The organism is Rhodoferax sp. (assembly GCF_013297935.1).
In the GTDB taxonomy this organism is placed as follows: Bacteria; Pseudomonadota; Gammaproteobacteria; order Burkholderiales; family Burkholderiaceae_C; genus Allorhodoferax.
The window spans coordinates 234,337-248,054 of record NZ_JAAFIX010000005.1; the positions used below are offsets into that span (position 1 = coordinate 234,337).

The 13,718-nt window shown below is 60.3% G+C and carries 16 protein-coding genes; 6 read left to right on the top strand and 10 right to left on the bottom strand.

Annotated elements, in window-relative coordinates:
• Positions 1–7: 7 nt before the first annotated feature.
• The 3 genes from QZW03_RS09705 to QZW03_RS09715 are packed head-to-tail and all read right to left on the bottom strand — an operon-like array spanning position 8 to position 1,688.
• Positions 8–601 (bottom strand): GNAT family protein, encoded by a 594-nt coding sequence (locus tag QZW03_RS09705; protein ID WP_296509791.1) that lies wholly within the window; start codon positions 599–601, stop codon positions 8–10.
• 2 nt (positions 602–603) lie between these two features.
• Complete coding sequence (locus QZW03_RS09710) at positions 604–828, bottom strand: hypothetical protein (RefSeq protein ID WP_296509792.1); 225 nt, start codon at positions 826–828, stop codon at positions 604–606.
• Positions 829–833: 5 nt separating this feature from the next.
• Positions 834–1,688 carry a MoxR family ATPase gene (locus QZW03_RS09715; RefSeq protein WP_296509793.1) on the bottom strand — a complete coding sequence of 285 codons (855 nt, stop codon included), beginning with the start codon at positions 1,686–1,688 and terminating at the stop codon, positions 834–836.
• 120 nt (positions 1,689–1,808) lie between these two features.
• Here QZW03_RS09715 and QZW03_RS09720 point away from each other — a divergent pair, with 120 nt between their 5' ends.
• Positions 1,809–2,474: a c-type cytochrome gene (locus tag QZW03_RS09720; protein ID WP_296509794.1), complete on the top strand. Its 666-nt coding sequence runs from the start codon at positions 1,809–1,811 to the stop codon at positions 2,472–2,474.
• Positions 2,475–2,537: 63 nt separating this feature from the next.
• On the opposite strand, the gene QZW03_RS09725 is transcribed toward QZW03_RS09720, so the two are convergent.
• Positions 2,538–3,005, bottom strand: coding sequence for a hypothetical protein (locus tag QZW03_RS09725; protein WP_296509795.1), 468 nt, complete (start codon positions 3,003–3,005; stop codon positions 2,538–2,540).
• Between the two features lie 156 nt (positions 3,006–3,161).
• Here QZW03_RS09725 and lplT point away from each other — a divergent pair, with 156 nt between their 5' ends.
• Both lplT and QZW03_RS09735 read left to right on the top strand, forming a co-directional pair.
• Positions 3,162–4,400 (top strand): lysophospholipid transporter LplT, encoded by a 1,239-nt coding sequence (gene lplT / locus QZW03_RS09730; protein WP_296509796.1) that lies wholly within the window; start codon positions 3,162–3,164, stop codon positions 4,398–4,400.
• 60 nt (positions 4,401–4,460) lie between these two features.
• Positions 4,461–5,744, top strand: a complete 1,284-nt coding sequence (locus QZW03_RS09735; RefSeq protein WP_296509797.1) for a glycosyltransferase family 1 protein — start codon at positions 4,461–4,463, stop codon at positions 5,742–5,744.
• On the opposite strand, the gene asd is transcribed toward QZW03_RS09735, so the two are convergent.
• Entirely contained in the window at positions 5,688–6,569 is an 882-nt protein-coding gene (asd, locus tag QZW03_RS09740) for an archaetidylserine decarboxylase (RefSeq protein ID WP_296509798.1), read from the bottom strand. The two genes, QZW03_RS09735 and asd, sit on opposite strands and share 57 nt — an antisense overlap.
• Before the next feature lie 41 nt (positions 6,570–6,610).
• On the opposite strand from asd, the gene QZW03_RS09745 reads away from it, so the two are divergent.
• Positions 6,611–8,275, top strand: a complete 1,665-nt coding sequence (locus QZW03_RS09745) for an aminotransferase class III-fold pyridoxal phosphate-dependent enzyme (RefSeq protein WP_296509799.1) — start codon at positions 6,611–6,613, stop codon at positions 8,273–8,275.
• Positions 8,276–8,310: 35 nt separating this feature from the next.
• Here the strand turns inward: QZW03_RS09745 and QZW03_RS09750 are convergent, their stop codons facing one another.
• The 4 genes from QZW03_RS09750 to QZW03_RS09765 all read right to left on the bottom strand — a co-directional run bounded on the left by QZW03_RS09750 (position 8,311) and on the right by QZW03_RS09765 (position 12,044).
• Positions 8,311–8,925 (bottom strand): hypothetical protein, encoded by a 615-nt coding sequence (locus QZW03_RS09750; RefSeq protein WP_296509800.1) that lies wholly within the window; start codon positions 8,923–8,925, stop codon positions 8,311–8,313.
• A gap of 93 nt (positions 8,926–9,018) precedes the next feature.
• Entirely contained in the window at positions 9,019–9,453 is a 435-nt protein-coding gene (locus tag QZW03_RS09755; RefSeq protein WP_296509801.1) for a DUF1841 family protein, read from the bottom strand.
• 139 nt (positions 9,454–9,592) lie between these two features.
• Complete coding sequence (gene kefC / locus QZW03_RS09760; protein ID WP_296509802.1) at positions 9,593–11,419, bottom strand: glutathione-regulated potassium-efflux system protein KefC; 1,827 nt, start codon at positions 11,417–11,419, stop codon at positions 9,593–9,595.
• A 1-nt stretch (position 11,420) separates the two neighbouring features.
• On the bottom strand, positions 11,421–12,044 hold the full coding sequence (locus QZW03_RS09765) for an NAD(P)H-dependent oxidoreductase (protein WP_296509803.1): 624 nt from the start codon (positions 12,042–12,044) through the stop codon (positions 11,421–11,423).
• 41 nt (positions 12,045–12,085) lie between these two features.
• On the opposite strand from QZW03_RS09765, the gene QZW03_RS09770 reads away from it, so the two are divergent.
• Together QZW03_RS09770 and QZW03_RS09775 are read left to right on the top strand one after the other, a co-directional pair.
• Positions 12,086–12,703, top strand: a complete 618-nt coding sequence (locus QZW03_RS09770; RefSeq protein WP_296509804.1) for a ParA family protein — start codon at positions 12,086–12,088, stop codon at positions 12,701–12,703.
• 54 nt (positions 12,704–12,757) lie between these two features.
• Positions 12,758–13,213, top strand: a complete 456-nt coding sequence (locus tag QZW03_RS09775; protein WP_296509805.1) for a MaoC family dehydratase — start codon at positions 12,758–12,760, stop codon at positions 13,211–13,213.
• 24 nt (positions 13,214–13,237) lie between these two features.
• Here QZW03_RS09775 and trmL read toward each other — a convergent pair whose 3' ends face one another.
• Positions 13,238–13,702, bottom strand: coding sequence for a tRNA (uridine(34)/cytosine(34)/5-carboxymethylaminomethyluridine(34)-2'-O)-methyltransferase TrmL (gene trmL / locus QZW03_RS09780; protein WP_296509806.1), 465 nt, complete (start codon positions 13,700–13,702; stop codon positions 13,238–13,240).
• Positions 13,703–13,718: the final 16 nt, after the last annotated feature.

Below are 13,718 nucleotides of genomic sequence, written 5' to 3' on the forward strand. Positions count from 1 at the left end.
TCTCTGTTTAGCGTGGCTTGTCCAGCAGGTACAGGAGCTGGGCCTTCACCTCCGGCCATTCGCCGCTGCGCAGGCTGTACATCACGGTGTCGCGGATGGTGCCGTCGCGGCGCAGGCCGTGGCCGCGGATCACACCGTCTTTTTTGGCGCCCAGGCGCTCAATGGCGGCTTGAGACGCGAAGTTGAAATTGTCAGTGCGCCAGCCCACCACGTGGCAGCCCAGCGTCTCAAAGGCGTGGGTAAGCAGCAGCAGTTTGGCGGTGGTGTTCACATGGCTGCGCTGGCTGCTTTTGCCATACCAGGTCCACCCGATTTCAACCCGCTTGATGGCTGGCACGATGTCGTGGTAGCTGCTGCAGCCCAGCACCTTGCCGGTGGCCGTGTCCGTGACAGCGAAGGCAAAGCGGTTTCCGGCTTCGCGCGCGGCGAGCGCGTCTTCTATGTATTTGCGGGTGTTTTCCGGCTCAGGCACGGAGGTGACCCGGATGTTCCACAGCTCCCCGTCGGCCGCTGCAGCGCGTAAACCGTCTTCGTGCTCCAAGGCCAGGGGTAGGAGTGTGACGCCACGGGCGCTCAGGGTTACCGGGTCCACAAAGGCCATGGTTATTCCTTGGGTGCGGCTGCGTTGCGGTTGCGCCATTTGCGTGCGAGCTGCAAGCCGACCCCGCCGCCAATGCTGACCAACACAATGGCGCCAATGCTGGCGTTTCCGTAGCCTGGTGCAAACAGGTCAAGACCTAACCAACGGCCGACCCAGAAGCCGATCAGCGCGCCGCCCACAAATCCGACCGCGTCGGAAATGCCTTCAATCAGTAGTTTGGAGCTCATGGTGTTTAGCGATTCGTGCGTTGCATGTACATGAGCTTTTCGAACAAGCTCACGTCTTGTTCATTTTTCAGTAGCGCGCCAACCAAAGGCGGCACGGCGGCCTTGTTGTCTTTCGTTTGCAGAGCCTCCGCCGGAATGTCTTCCGCCAACAGCAGTTTGAGCCAGTCCAGCAGCTCGCTGGTGGAGGGTTTCTTTTTCAGGCCCGGCAGGTTGCGCACTTCGAAGAAGGTTTTCATGGCTACGCTGACCAGCTCTTTTTTGAGGCCGGGGAAGTGCACATCCACAATGCTCTGCATGGTGGTGGCATCGGGGAATTTGATGTAGTGGAAGAAGCAGCGACGCAAAAATGCGTCGGGCAGCTCTTTTTCGTTGTTAGAGGTAATGAACACCAGGGGCCGGTGTTTGGCCTTGATGAGCTGGCGGGTCTCGTAGCAGTAAAACTCCATGCGGTCGATCTCGCGCAACAGGTCGTTGGGGAACTCGATGTCGGCCTTATCGATCTCATCAATCAGCAGCGCAACCGGCTGATCGGCGGTAAACGCCTGCCACAGCACGCCCTTGATGATGTAGTTGTTGATGTCTTTGACGCGCTCTCCGCCATCCACATCCGAAAGCTGAGAATCGCGCAGGCGGCTCACTGCGTCATATTCATACAGGCCCTGCTGTGCCTTGGTGGTGGACTTGATGTGCCACTGCAGCAGTGGCATGCCCAAGGCCTGTGACACTTCCTCGGCCAGCATGGTTTTGCCCGTGCCCGGCTCACCTTTGACCAGCAGGGGGCGTTGCAGCGTAATGGCTGCATTGACCGACAGCATCAGGTCCTGGGTGGCAACGTAGTTTTCTGTTCCGGTGAATTTCATAGCAAAAGCGTCTGAGTTGCTGCTTGATGGCGATCAAACATAGGGGTTCTACGGAGGGCCTTCTCGATATAATGGTTTGACACAACCACCACGTCATCACTCTGTGATTGTCATCGCAAAATGAACAAATTCCTCTTGTCGCTGTCCGCCGCGCTTGTCGCTTCCGTGACCGTTTTTGCTGCTCATGCCGAGGGCGTACAGGGTGACGTGCAGGCCGGTGCTAAAAAGAATGCCATGTGTATCGGCTGCCACGGCATCGTGGGTTACCAGTCCAGCTTCCCCGAAATTCACAAGGTCCCCAAGATCTCCGGGCAAAGCGGCCAGTACATCGCTGCCTCCCTGAATGCCTACAAAAAAGGTGAGCGCAAGCACCCCTCTATGAAGGGTATTGCTGCTTCGCTGTCGGACCAGGACATTGCTGACTTGGCGGCTTACTACGAAGCCAGTGGTGTTGTTGCCGGTGCACCTGCCTTGGGCAAGGCTGCTGCCGCATCAGAAAAAGTCAACGCCCTATTGACCAAAGGTAACTGCGCTTCTTGCCACGGCGAGTCGTTGAGCAAGCCGATTGACCCCACCTACCCCAAGATTGCCGGCCAACACAGCGACTACCTCTTCGTGGCGCTCAAGGCCTATAAGGTCGAGGGCAACGCCAATATTGGTCGCGGCAACGCCATCATGGGTGGCATTGCCAAGCAATTTAGTAACGCCGAGCTCAAAGAGCTGGCCAACTACGTGGGCTCATTGCCCTCTGACCTGCAAGTGGTTCCCCAGAGCCGCTTCAAGTAAGCTCCGGTTCCACGCGTTCCCCAAAAGCCGCTCCTTGAGCGGCTTTTTTATTTCTGGGCGGGCTTAGCCTTGCACCGGGTGGATCGGGATGACCGGCTTACCCGACCCTGCGACGTAGTAGCTGGGGCATTGGTAGCGGGCAATGTCATGCCCGTGTAGCGGAAACGAGCCGCAATTCGACAGCCTTCGCAAAGGCGAGTGGTAGATGCCGCATTGGAACTGCTGCGACCCCACTGGCTCCAGAAACATGCACTGGTGGTCCATGCAGCAGTTGCCGCATTGGACGCATTCCCCCTTAATATGCTCCGGGACCTGGGGTGCGCGTCCGGCCACATCTTGAAAGTAGTGCAGGGCGGGGCCAGCCTCCATGGCCTTGATGTGGCGGCGCGCGTTGCGCATCGTGCCCCGGTAGTCGCGCAGGTAGCGTTTGCGCCAGAACACCAGGCTGGCCAGAGCGGGTGCCGCAAGGACACTGGTGTAGGCACAAACAATCAGTGCTTTGGTAGCCCATCGTGCCAAGAGTTGTCGCAAAGTCGCCTCCTTACAGTGCTGGCCGAATGCTATGCAGGCTGTGCGGCAAAACCGTGACACCGCGCGGTCATAGGCAGTGTCACTGAGCATTCATATGCCAACGGCAGCATGCGCAGCTTCAACCTTTGCTCCGTCATGCAAGCCACACCCCGAACCATGCCACGCGCTTTTTATGTGCTGCTTGCAGTGCAGTTTGTGTCCACCCTTGCGGACAACGCTTTTTTGATCGTGGCCATTGCCCGCGTGATGGAGCTGGCGGAGGCGGATTGGCGCATTCCGCTCCTCAAGATCGGGTTCACGTTGTTCTACGTGCTGCTGGCACCCTTGGTGGGGCCGCTTGCCGACGCCTTCCGCAAGGGGCGTGTCATGGTGCTGTCCAATGCGTTCAAGGTCGTGGCCATGGGTTTGCTGCTCTATGGCGTAGATCCGCTAGTGGCTATTGTGGTGGCGGGGTGGGGTGCTGCGCTGTACGCGCCCGCCAAATACGGCCTGATGACCGAGCTCCTGCCTCCGGCGGATCTGGTGCGTGCTAATGGTTTTTTTGAAGGGGCCACGGTCTGCGCCGTGATCTTCGGGACGGTGCTCGGGGGTGTGCTCATCAGCCCGCTGTTGCCGGTGCTTCAGGGGCCGCAGCTGTGGGGTGGGGCTAGCGAGACTGGCACCGCGTTGTTGGCAGGCATGTTGGTGCTGCTGGCTTTGAACAGCGTGGCCATGCTGGTGTGCTTTGCCATTCCTGACAGTGGTGCGCGGTATGACCCCCATTCCATTCACCCGCGCGCGCTGGCGGTGCGCTTTTGGCGTGAAAACATTCTTTTGTGGCGCGATGCCGTGGGCGGCATGTCCATGTCGGTGACCACCTTGCTGTGGGGGGTGGGGGCTACCCTGCAACTGGTGGTGCTGCGCTGGGCGAATGAAGCATTGGGCTTGCCGCTCGACCAGGCTGCGTATTTGCAGGGGGTGACGGCATTTGGTGTGGTGGCGGGCGCGATAGCCGCCAGCCGCTATGTAGCGCTTGAGAAGGCGGTGCACCTCTTGCCGCTCGGGTTGCTGCTGGGCTTGGTGATACCGCTGATGCTGTGCGTCGAGTCCATTGCCATGGCCGCGGTCTTGATGGTGGTTGTCGGGGCGATGGCGGGGTTTTTTGTGGTGCCTATGAATGCGTTGTTGCAGCACCGCGGCTACACCTTGCTCACAGCCGGCCGCTCTATCGCGGTGCAAGGTTTCAATGAAAACGCGGGCATGCTGGTCATGCTGGCGGTCTATGCCGGGGCTACCGCCCTGCAGCTGCAACTCAGCACGCTGGTGTGGGGTTTCGGTGCTTTGGTGACCGTGGGCATGGTGTTGGTGTGCGCGGCCTATCGCGGGCAGTGGGTGCCGGCGCGACCTGCTTGGTAGACGTCAAACTGTCAAAAAAGCATCATCAAGCTGTTATGTGCGGTGCCTAGTCTCGGGCTTGTGAAAACCTCCGACGACCTCCTCATCGAGTCCTTCGCGCCGCAGCTCTCCAGTTTGCGGATTGCTGTCGTGACAGAAACCTTCCCACCCGAAGTCAATGGCGTGGCCATGACACTGGGGTGGCTCGTCAATGGCTTGCTGCACAAGGGCCACTCGGTGCAGGTGGTACGACCGCGCCAACCGCGCGAGCAGGCGTCCATGCAGCACGAAGGTTTGGACGAGGTGCTCTCCAAAGGCGTGCCCTTACCCGCCTACGGCGAGTTGCGATTTGGCATGCCCTCAAAGAGCCGCCTGATCAAACTGTGGGGGGAGCGCCGACCCGACATCGTGCATGTGGTCACTGAGGGGCCGCTGGGGTGGTCTGCGGTAGCGGCGGCTCGCAAGTTGCAGTTGCCCATTACTAGTTCGTTCCACACCAATTTTCAGAGCTATTCGCAGCATTACGGCATCGGCCTGTTGAAGACGCCGATCGAGTCATACCTGCGCAAGCTGCACAACCGCACCCAGGCCACCATGGTGCCGACCCGCAGCCTGGTCCAAGACCTGACCGCACGCGGCTACGAGAACGTGACTTTGCTGTCGCGCGGCGTGGCGCTGGAGCAGTTCGGTCCGCAGAACCGCTCGGTGGCGCTGCGCCGCCAGTGGGGTGTGCTGGGCGATGAGTTGGTCATCCTGTTGGTGGGGCGCTTGGCCAAAGAAAAAAGCGTGGGGCTGGTGGTGGCCGCATTCCGCGCCATCAAGGCCCGCGTGCCGGATGTGAAGCTGGTGTTTGTGGGCGACGGCCCTTTGCGCAAGGCGCTGACCGAGGCCTGCCCGGAAGCCCATTTTGCCGGTGTGCAAAAAGGGGGAGATCTGGCGGCGCACTACGCCTCGGCGGACCTGTTTTTGTTCCCCAGCGTGACCGAGACCTATGGCAATGTGGTTCCTGAAGCATTGGCCAGCGGGCTAGCGGTGGTGTCGTATGACTGCGCCGCGGCGCTCGAACTGATTGAAAGCGGCGATAACGGGGTGCTGGTGCCCACAGGCGACGACGTGTCTTTCGTCAATGCCGCTGTGCAACTGGCGGTGGACCCCCAGCGCATCGCACGTTATCGTGCGGCGGCTGCCAAGGCCGTGGCCGACCGCAGCTGGGATGCGGTGGCGGACACGTTTTTGCACACTTTGCGCTCCGTGCTGGAGCGCCACGGGCGGCCGTTTGCTTCCGTCCCCGCGAGTAAGGCGAGCGCCTCAGGCCTGCCAGCGCAGGAGCGGCTGGCCCATTCGCACGCGCGACCCTTGCTCTAGGCCTGCGTCGAGCACAAAGCCTTTGGGCGCCAGCACGATCACGGTGGAGCCATGCTGAAACCAGCCCATTTCCTGCCCGCGCTCGAAGCGTGCGTTGCAAGCTATCTTTTTCGGGCCGGTGTACTTCAGGTGAAACAACACATCCAGAAAGTGCAGCCGGATGCTGGCCACCAGCACCGCAGCCACGGGTACCAAGGCCACGCGTTGCCCCTGCAGCGGGCCGGGGCCGTTCAGCCGGGTGCCGATGAACGCGCGTTCGTTTTTACAGAAGAGCTTTTCCACCCGCTTGAGGGCAATCGGGTTCACGTTCCAGGTGTCGCCCGAGAAGTAGCGCACTTCGTCCACAGTGCAGTGGTGGGGGGCGTGGAAGCGGTGGTACATGCTGGAGGTGAGCCGCAAGGTCACAAAGCTGCCGTCGCGCCATTCGCTCACGTCTGCGTCCGGGCCCAGCAGGTCTTCCAGGGTGTACGGAAAGCCTTTGGCCTGGAACACGCGGGTGCCTTCGATAGAGCCGCTCGCGCCCACGATGGCGTCGACCGGGCTGGTCATGGCGTCTATGTCTTGCGCTACCGAGCGGGCGCCGTCTTTGAGTTCGCGGGTGAAGCAGTCATGCATGCTGGAAAAGCGCTGCTTTTTGGCTTCGCGCAAGTCCAGGTCGCTAAAGAACTTCCAGATACCGATGGACGCATCCCGCACCAGCGGCTGCTCGATCTTGCTGAACCACCCCAGAAAGCGGGTGAGTGCCTGGCGCGGAATACGGTTGGTCAGCAGGAAGTTCAGGTCTTCCTGACTGAGGATTTTTTGAATCTGTGCACGTAGTTGCATGGTGATTGTTGATGGTGAAGTTGGATTGAAAGGTGAATGTCGTGAATGAATCTCTAGAACTCCAAACCCTGCTGCTGGCCGGCGTGGGCACGGCTGCGGCAGTGGCGGCCTTGCGCAAATTGAAGGCGCGTGCCGAGCTTTCGCTGGCCAAGCACCGCTCGCTGGCAGGTCATCCGCGCAATGCGCGCTTGTTGGCCTCTTTGTTGCCTAACTACAGCTACGACGAGAACCAAGTCTTCGCTGTGGATGGCGCGCCGGTCGATGTGGTGGCGCAACGCAAAGCGGCGTTCACCGCGCTGGTGCAAGGCATTGCGCAGCGCTACCCCAAGACCCTGGAGGCGGGTGCTTCGGTGATCGATGGCTTGTCGGACATGCAGTTCGTCAGTGCCTACCGCGTACCCTACCAGTTCAAAGCCATGGTGAAGCAGGGCTTGAAGATGGGTTCGTTTTTGCAGTCGTCGTCCGGCGTGACCGTGACCGACTTGGACGGGAATGTGTTCATCGACCTGACCGGCTCCTATGGCGTGAACCTGATGGGCAATGACTTTTACAAAGAGTGCATTGACGAAGGCACCGCCATCGCCCGCGAACTGGGCCCGGTGCTGGGGGCTTACCACCCGGTCATGGTGGACAACGTGCAGCGCCTGCGCACAGCCTCGGGCATGGACGAGATGTCTTTCCACATGTCCGGCACCGAAGCCGTGATGCAAGCCGTGCGCCTGGCCCGCTACCACACCGGCCGCAAAAAACTGGTGCGCTTTTGCGGCTCGTACCATGGCTGGTGGGGCGATGTGCAGCCCGGCATCGGCAACCCGATGACGGCCAAAGACACGTTCACTTTGTCCGAGATGGGCGAGGGCACTCTGCGCGTACTGCGCAAGCGCAAAGACATCGCTTGCATCTTGATCAACCCCTTGCAGGCTCTGCACCCCAACATGCAGGCACCTAGTGACGGCTCCTTGCTGGACGGCTCGCGCAAAGCCGGGTTCGATAAAGCGGCCTACACCTTGTGGCTGCAAACCCTGCGTACGATTTGCGATGAACGCGGCATTGCGCTGATTTTTGACGAGGTGTTTGTCGGCTTCCGCCTGGCGCCCGGTGGCGCCCAAGAATATTTTGGCGTGCGTGCTGACATGGTGACCTACGGCAAGACATTGGGCGGCGGGCTGCCCATCGGTGTGCTGTGCGGCAAGCACGAATGGATGCGCCGCTTCCGCGAAGATGCGCCGGCCGATATCTGCTTTGCCCGCGGCACCTTCAACTCGCACCCTTATGTGATGGGTGCCATGAATGCCTTCTTGCGCAAGCTCGAAACACCCGGGGTGCAAGCCTTCTACGCGGATCTGGACGGTGTCTGGAACCGCCGCGCCAGCCAGCTCAACATCACCATGGAGGCCGCAGGCATGCCGGTGCGCGTGGCCAACCTGTCGACCATCTGGACCGTGACCTACACGCAGCCCGGTTGCTACCACTGGTTGTTTCAGCACTATTTGCGTTCGCAAGGGCTGGCCTTGAGCTGGGTGGGAACCGGTCGCATGATCTTCAGCCTGAATTTCAGCGATGCGGATTTTGAAGAGGTAACCCGCCGGTTTGTGGCGGCAGGTCAGGCGATGCAGCAGGATGGCTGGTGGTGGACCGATGGCGCCCAAACACACAAGGTGATCAAGCGCCGCATCCTGCGGGAGATGTTGGCCGCCAAGTTCTAAGCCGCAGAGGGCCGGAACCTGGCGACGGGTTCCGGTCAGGTGGGAGCGTGGTCCATATTGCCGCGGGGCTCAATAAGCTCGCCGCGCAACAGGGCCAGAGGGGCTTTGTAGTACAGCTTGATGTCGTGGAAAGGGTCGGTCAGGATTTTGGTCATCCACACCAGACCGGACATCACGTCCTTGATAAAGAAGAGGTGCACAGTGCGGAAGAGCAAGCCACCTACGCCCACGGCCAACCAGAGTTCACCGGTGTGGCGCATGAAGGCTTCAATGCCGGCGGTGGCTTCGTAGTAGCCGAACAGGGTGGGGTCAATCCAGAGCATCACGGGCGCTGCAGCCCAAATAGCCAGGAGCACCACTTTGCGCTGGAGGTTATAGCCAACCTTGATCTCTTCTTTGTACTCGTGCGTGGCCTTGTTGACATGGTCATAGCCCAGCGGCTCAAAGAAAAAATGACCGGCTTGGCGCGATGTCATGGACACCAGCCAGGCGACCAGCGCTGCTAGAGCCGGGTCTTTGAACAGCAGCGCGTAGGCCACCAAAAAGCTGATCGCGCTCAACAAGTGCAACGACTGGTTGATGCGGCTGTGGTGGTAATAGCGGTGGTCGTCCCAGCGCTGGATCTTGAGTTGTTTGAAAAAGTCTTGCATAGACGAAGTCTCCAGGAATCGGAAAATTCATGCTACCCAGACTTGATGGCAGAGCCGTGACAAGCCCTGTGACAGTTTGGTTAAAGCGCAGGCCTAGTCTTTGGTGGCGTGGCGCTGCACGCAGGCGATGTAGGCATCGCCGTCCGGCGGCCGTCCGGCACGCTGGCTCTCCCACAGCATGGTGCCCAGGCACTCCATGGCTTCGTGGTGGGCCTGGTGCAAAGAGTTGCGCTTGTGGGTCAACAGCTCCACCGCCTGACGGATGCCCCGGGGCTGGTCGATGCTGCACTGCTCGCTGATGGACAGGTGCATGCTCAGGTGCAGAAAGGGGTTGGTGCGCCCTTCGGTGGCCTCGTACATGGTAGCCACAGCGAGGTCGACGTCGGCAAAGTCGCCAGCGTACTCGGGGTGCTCGTCCATCCATTGTGCTGCTATGGTTTCAATAGCTTCCATCGCACTGCCTGTGCGGGCCTTGGCGTAAACGGAGCAAAAGAATCGACGTACGTCTTCTTGGGATGGATTGAACATGGTGTCGAGGTTAGCACGCCGTCAGCGTCTGACCCTGAGCCGCCATGTTGCAACATGGCGCTTGCATTCAGGTCAAAGCTATCTGCAAGGCCCGGGGTTGGTTGCTATTGCGCAGGTTATTTTGCTTGGGGCACGAGTGCTAATCGTGCCAGTCCGGGCGCTTTCGCTTCTCCTGGTCGGCGCGCTCTTGCGCCATTTGCTCTTCGAGTTGTTGGCGGCCTTGCTTGATGGTGGCAATCAGCTTGCTGCTGTCTTTGAAATGGGGGCGCATTTTTTCAAACAGGGCGAGGTTGTGCTGGCGAAAGCGCATGGCCGTCTGGCGCGCGACGTGGGCCGGTTGGCCGAGGGTTTCCAGCACACTGCGCGCGCTGCGCAGGCTTGACTCGAACAACTCACGCTCCACCAGCGTGACGCCGCGTTCACGCAGCTGATTCCAGTGGGTGACGTCCCGAGCCCGCGCCACGATCGGGAGTTGCGGAAAGTGCTCGCGCACCAGGTCTACGACGGCCAAGGATTGCTCAACATCGTCGACGGCCACGACCAAAACCTTGGCTTTATCCGCCCCGGAGATCCGCAGTAAGTCCAGGCGGGTCGCGTCCCCATAAAAGACCCGGTAACCCAGCTTGCGGGCGACTTCGACCATATCGGCATCATGGTCCAGCACGGTAGACGAGATGCCTTCGGCCAACATGACCCGTCCCACAATCTGCCCGTAGCGCCCGAAGCCCGCAATGATGACCGGTGCATCCTGGGGCTCGGCGATTTCTTCCAGCGCGCTGCCACGCCGGGCTGCATAGCGGGGCAGCAGCAAGCGATCTACCGCGACCAGCACCAAGGGACTCAGGAGCATGGACACGGCGACAGCGCCAATCAGCAGCGATGCCGTCTGGGCGGGAAATACGTGTGCGCCCGCGGCCGCTTGAAACACGACAAAAGCAAACTCGCCCCCTTGGGCGAGCAACAAGGTGAACACCGGGCGCTCAGCGGCAGGTAGTTGAATATGCCGCGCCAGCGAATAGATCACCCCGGCTTTCACCACCAGAAAGCCCAGCACCACCAGCGCCATAGCACCCGGGGACTCGCGCAGCACGCCAAAATCAATACTCATGCCCACGGCAATAAAAAACAGGCCGAGTAACAGACCTTTGAAGGGCTCCAAGTCGGTTTCCAGCTCGCGCCGGTATTCGCTCTCGGCCAACAGCACGCCGGCCAAAAAAGCCCCCAGCGCCATGCTCAGGCCGACCAGCAGCATGAGCGCCGATATGCCGACGACCAGCAGCAAGGCCGCTGCGGTAAAGATTTCAGGGGTACGGGAGCGGGCAATCCAGCGAAACAGAGGCCGCAAGAGTAGTCGACCACCGAGCACGATACAGGCAATGACTGCTATTATTTTTATAGCTGACTGCGCATATTCCACCGGGGCTGGGTCGATATTTTGGCCCGAAACGGTCCCAAGTAAGGGGAGCAGCGCCAAAATAGGAATAGCGGCCACGTCTTGGAACAACAGGATCGAGAACGCGGCCTGTCCGCTGGGCGTGGGCAATAGGTTGCGCTCCTCCATGACCTGCAATGCAATGGCCGTGCTGGAGAGCGCCAGACCGAGAGCGCCCACCAGGCTCAAGCGCCAACTCACGCCACAGGCCAGGGCCACCAGCATCAACAGAGCGGTGCAGCCCAGCACTTGCAAGGCGCCCCAGCCGAAAATGGATCGGCGCAGGCTCCAGAGCCTGCGGGGCTCCAGCTCCAGACCGACCAAAAACAACATGAGTACGACGCCGAATTCGGCAAAGTGAAGAATGTCTTCCACATTGGTTACGAGGCCGGCGCCCCAGGGGCCGATGGCAATGCCTGCGGCAAGGTAGCCAATGATGGCTCCGAGGCCCAGTGCCTTGGAGACGGGCACAGCAATGACTGCCGCACTCAGGTAAATCAGGCTGTTGAGCAGCCAAGCGGGTGCGTGTTCCATGTCAGTGTTCTTCTGCGGGGCGGTCGCGTTCCGGGACTTCGCAGGCGATGCAGTCCTCCAAGTCGTCAAGCTCAGGCCAGTTCGGGTAGGTGTTCAGCCGTTGGGCGAAGGTGTTGACGTGTTCTGTCATGGCCTCCTGCGACGCGCTGTGGGCGCCGTGCAGCACCATGGGGGGGAGAAAGCGCATGCCGCAAAGTGCTGCAGTTTGTTCATAAGGCGGCAAAAACGCGTCGAAAAAGTAGCGGTTGTAGCCTTGGGGGTGGTAAGACGACTCCGCACCTCCGGTGCTGGCCACGAGCCAGAGGTCTTTGCCCTTGAGCGCGCTGGCACCATGTCCGTAGGCCCAGCCGTAGCTCAAAACCTCATCCACCCACAGCTTGAGGAGTGCCGGCATGGAGTACCACTGGACCGGATGCATCAACACCACGAGCTGCGCGGCGTCGAGTTTGGCTTGCTCCTCTTGCACGGCAATAGCGTAGTCGGGGTAAGTCTCGTACAAGTCGCACAGCGCTACCCCCGGGGTGGCAATGGCGGCGGTGCGTAACGCACGGTTTACCCGCGAGTTGCGCCAGTTCGGGTGCGCCGCTATGACGTAGATCGAAGGTGGTTGGTTTTCATGGCCCATGCCGATAACATAGCGCAGTTATCAGTGAGGAGATTTTGCGTATGCCCGTGGTTGTTGTTGCGAATCCCAAAGGCGGGGTGGGGAAGTCCACGATGTCGACCCAGATTGCCGGGTATTTTGCCTCCCAAGGGCACGCGGTGATGCTCGGAGATGCCGACCGGCAGCAGTCCTCGCAACTCTGGTTGAGCTTGCGTCCGCAGGCGGCCAAGCCGATTGCCGGTTGGGCCATGGGCGAAGACGGCTTAGCGAAGCCGCCTAAAGGCACCAGCCATGTCGTGCTGGACACCCCGGCTGGATTGCACGGCAAGCGCTTGAAAGAAATTTTGAAAATCGCCACGCACGTAGTGGTGCCCCTGCAGCCCAGCATTTTTGATATTTTTGCCACCAAACCTTTCTTGGATGAGCTGGCAGCGAGTTCGCGGGCCGACAAGTTTAAGGTGGGGATTGTGGGCATGCGGGTGGACGAGCGCACGCTGGCTTCTGAGCAACTTCAACAGTTTGTCGGCAGTCTCGGCTTGCCGGTACTGGGCTCGGTGCGCGACACCCAGAATTACATTCAAACCACGGCCCGCGGGTTGACCATATTCGACGTGGCGCCCGGCAAGGTGGAGCGCGACCTGCAGCAGTGGGTGCCGATTTGCGAATGGCTCAATAGCTGACAGCTTGTCACGCCGGCTACAAGCAAAATGTCTATCGCTGGCTAGAGTTTGTGCATGAGAACTTTCAGCACACTCGCGGAGTTGTCCGCTCAAGTCGGCACCACGGTCGCAGTCAGTGATTGGGTGACTGTCAGTCAGTCGCAAATTGACTTGTTTGCCCAAGCCACGGGAGACCATCAGTGGATCCATGTCGACACGTTACGGGCTGCGCAAGGGCCTTTTGGTGCCCCGGTTGCCCACGGTTTTTTGACCTTGTCCTTGATCCCGCAGTTTCTGGAGTCCAGCCTCACGGTCCTGGAGGTCCGCATGGGCGTGAACTATGGCCTCAACAAGGTGCGGTTCGTGTCGCCGGTGCCCGTCAATAGCCGCTTGCGTGCCCACCTAAAGCTGTTGTCCGCTGAGTCAATTGACCAAGCCGGTGTGCAGCAAAGCTGGGAAATCACCATCGAGCGCGAGGGCTCTGTCAAGCCCGCCTGCGTGGCCGAAGCATTGGTGCGGCAATACCCTTGAGTGCGGGCGGGCGTTGGGCCGCAATCAGTGACCGAAGCCGTTCTGCCGCCAAGCCTCAAAAACAGTCACCGCCACGGCATTCGATAGGTTGAGGCTGCGTTGGTCGGGTCGCATGGGCAGGCGCAAGCTTCGCTCCGGGCTGAACGAGGTGCGGACAAAGTCGGAAATCCCTTTGGTCTCCGAGCCGTACACCAGCCAGTCTCCCGGCCTGAAGGCCACTTCAAAAGGACTGCGAGTCCCCCGGGTGGTCAGCGTAAAAAGGCGCTCGGGGTCGGGCTTCTCGTCCTCAAGAAACTGCGACCAACTGGCATGGCGTTTGAGTTGCGCGTACTCGTGGTAATCGAGTCCGGCGCGCCGCATGTGTTTGTCGTCCATCGAAAAACCGAGCGGTTCGACCAAGTGCAGCTGGCAACCGGTGTTGGCTGCCAGACGAATGACGTTGCCGGTATTGGGAGGTATCTCCGGCTCAACTAGAACAATATGAAACATCCTGCGATTGTCTACG

Bases quoted from the DNA above. Each gene is read 5' to 3' on its own strand.
- QZW03_RS09705 (WP_296509791.1), bottom strand. From the start codon at position 601: ATGGCCTTTGTGGACCCGGTAACCCTGAGCGCCCGTGGCGTCACACTC.
- QZW03_RS09710 (WP_296509792.1), bottom strand. From the start codon at position 828: ATGAGCTCCAAACTACTGATTGAAGGCATTTCCGACGCGGTCGGATTT.
- QZW03_RS09715 (WP_296509793.1), bottom strand. From the start codon at position 1,688: ATGAAATTCACCGGAACAGAAAACTACGTTGCCACCCAGGACCTGATG.
- QZW03_RS09720 (WP_296509794.1), top strand. From the start codon at position 1,809: ATGAACAAATTCCTCTTGTCGCTGTCCGCCGCGCTTGTCGCTTCCGTG.
- lplT (WP_296509796.1), top strand. From the start codon at position 3,162: ATGCCACGCGCTTTTTATGTGCTGCTTGCAGTGCAGTTTGTGTCCACC.
- asd (WP_296509798.1), bottom strand. From the start codon at position 6,569: ATGCAACTACGTGCACAGATTCAAAAAATCCTCAGTCAGGAAGACCTG.
- QZW03_RS09750 (WP_296509800.1), bottom strand. From the start codon at position 8,925: ATGCAAGACTTTTTCAAACAACTCAAGATCCAGCGCTGGGACGACCAC.
- QZW03_RS09755 (WP_296509801.1), bottom strand. From the start codon at position 9,453: ATGTTCAATCCATCCCAAGAAGACGTACGTCGATTCTTTTGCTCCGTT.
- kefC (WP_296509802.1), bottom strand. From the start codon at position 11,419: ATGGAACACGCACCCGCTTGGCTGCTCAACAGCCTGATTTACCTGAGT.
- QZW03_RS09765 (WP_296509803.1), bottom strand. From the start codon at position 12,044: ATGGGCCATGAAAACCAACCACCTTCGATCTACGTCATAGCGGCGCAC.
- QZW03_RS09770 (WP_296509804.1), top strand. From the start codon at position 12,086: ATGCCCGTGGTTGTTGTTGCGAATCCCAAAGGCGGGGTGGGGAAGTCC.
- QZW03_RS09775 (WP_296509805.1), top strand. From the start codon at position 12,758: ATGAGAACTTTCAGCACACTCGCGGAGTTGTCCGCTCAAGTCGGCACC.
- trmL (WP_296509806.1), bottom strand. From the start codon at position 13,702: ATGTTTCATATTGTTCTAGTTGAGCCGGAGATACCTCCCAATACCGGC.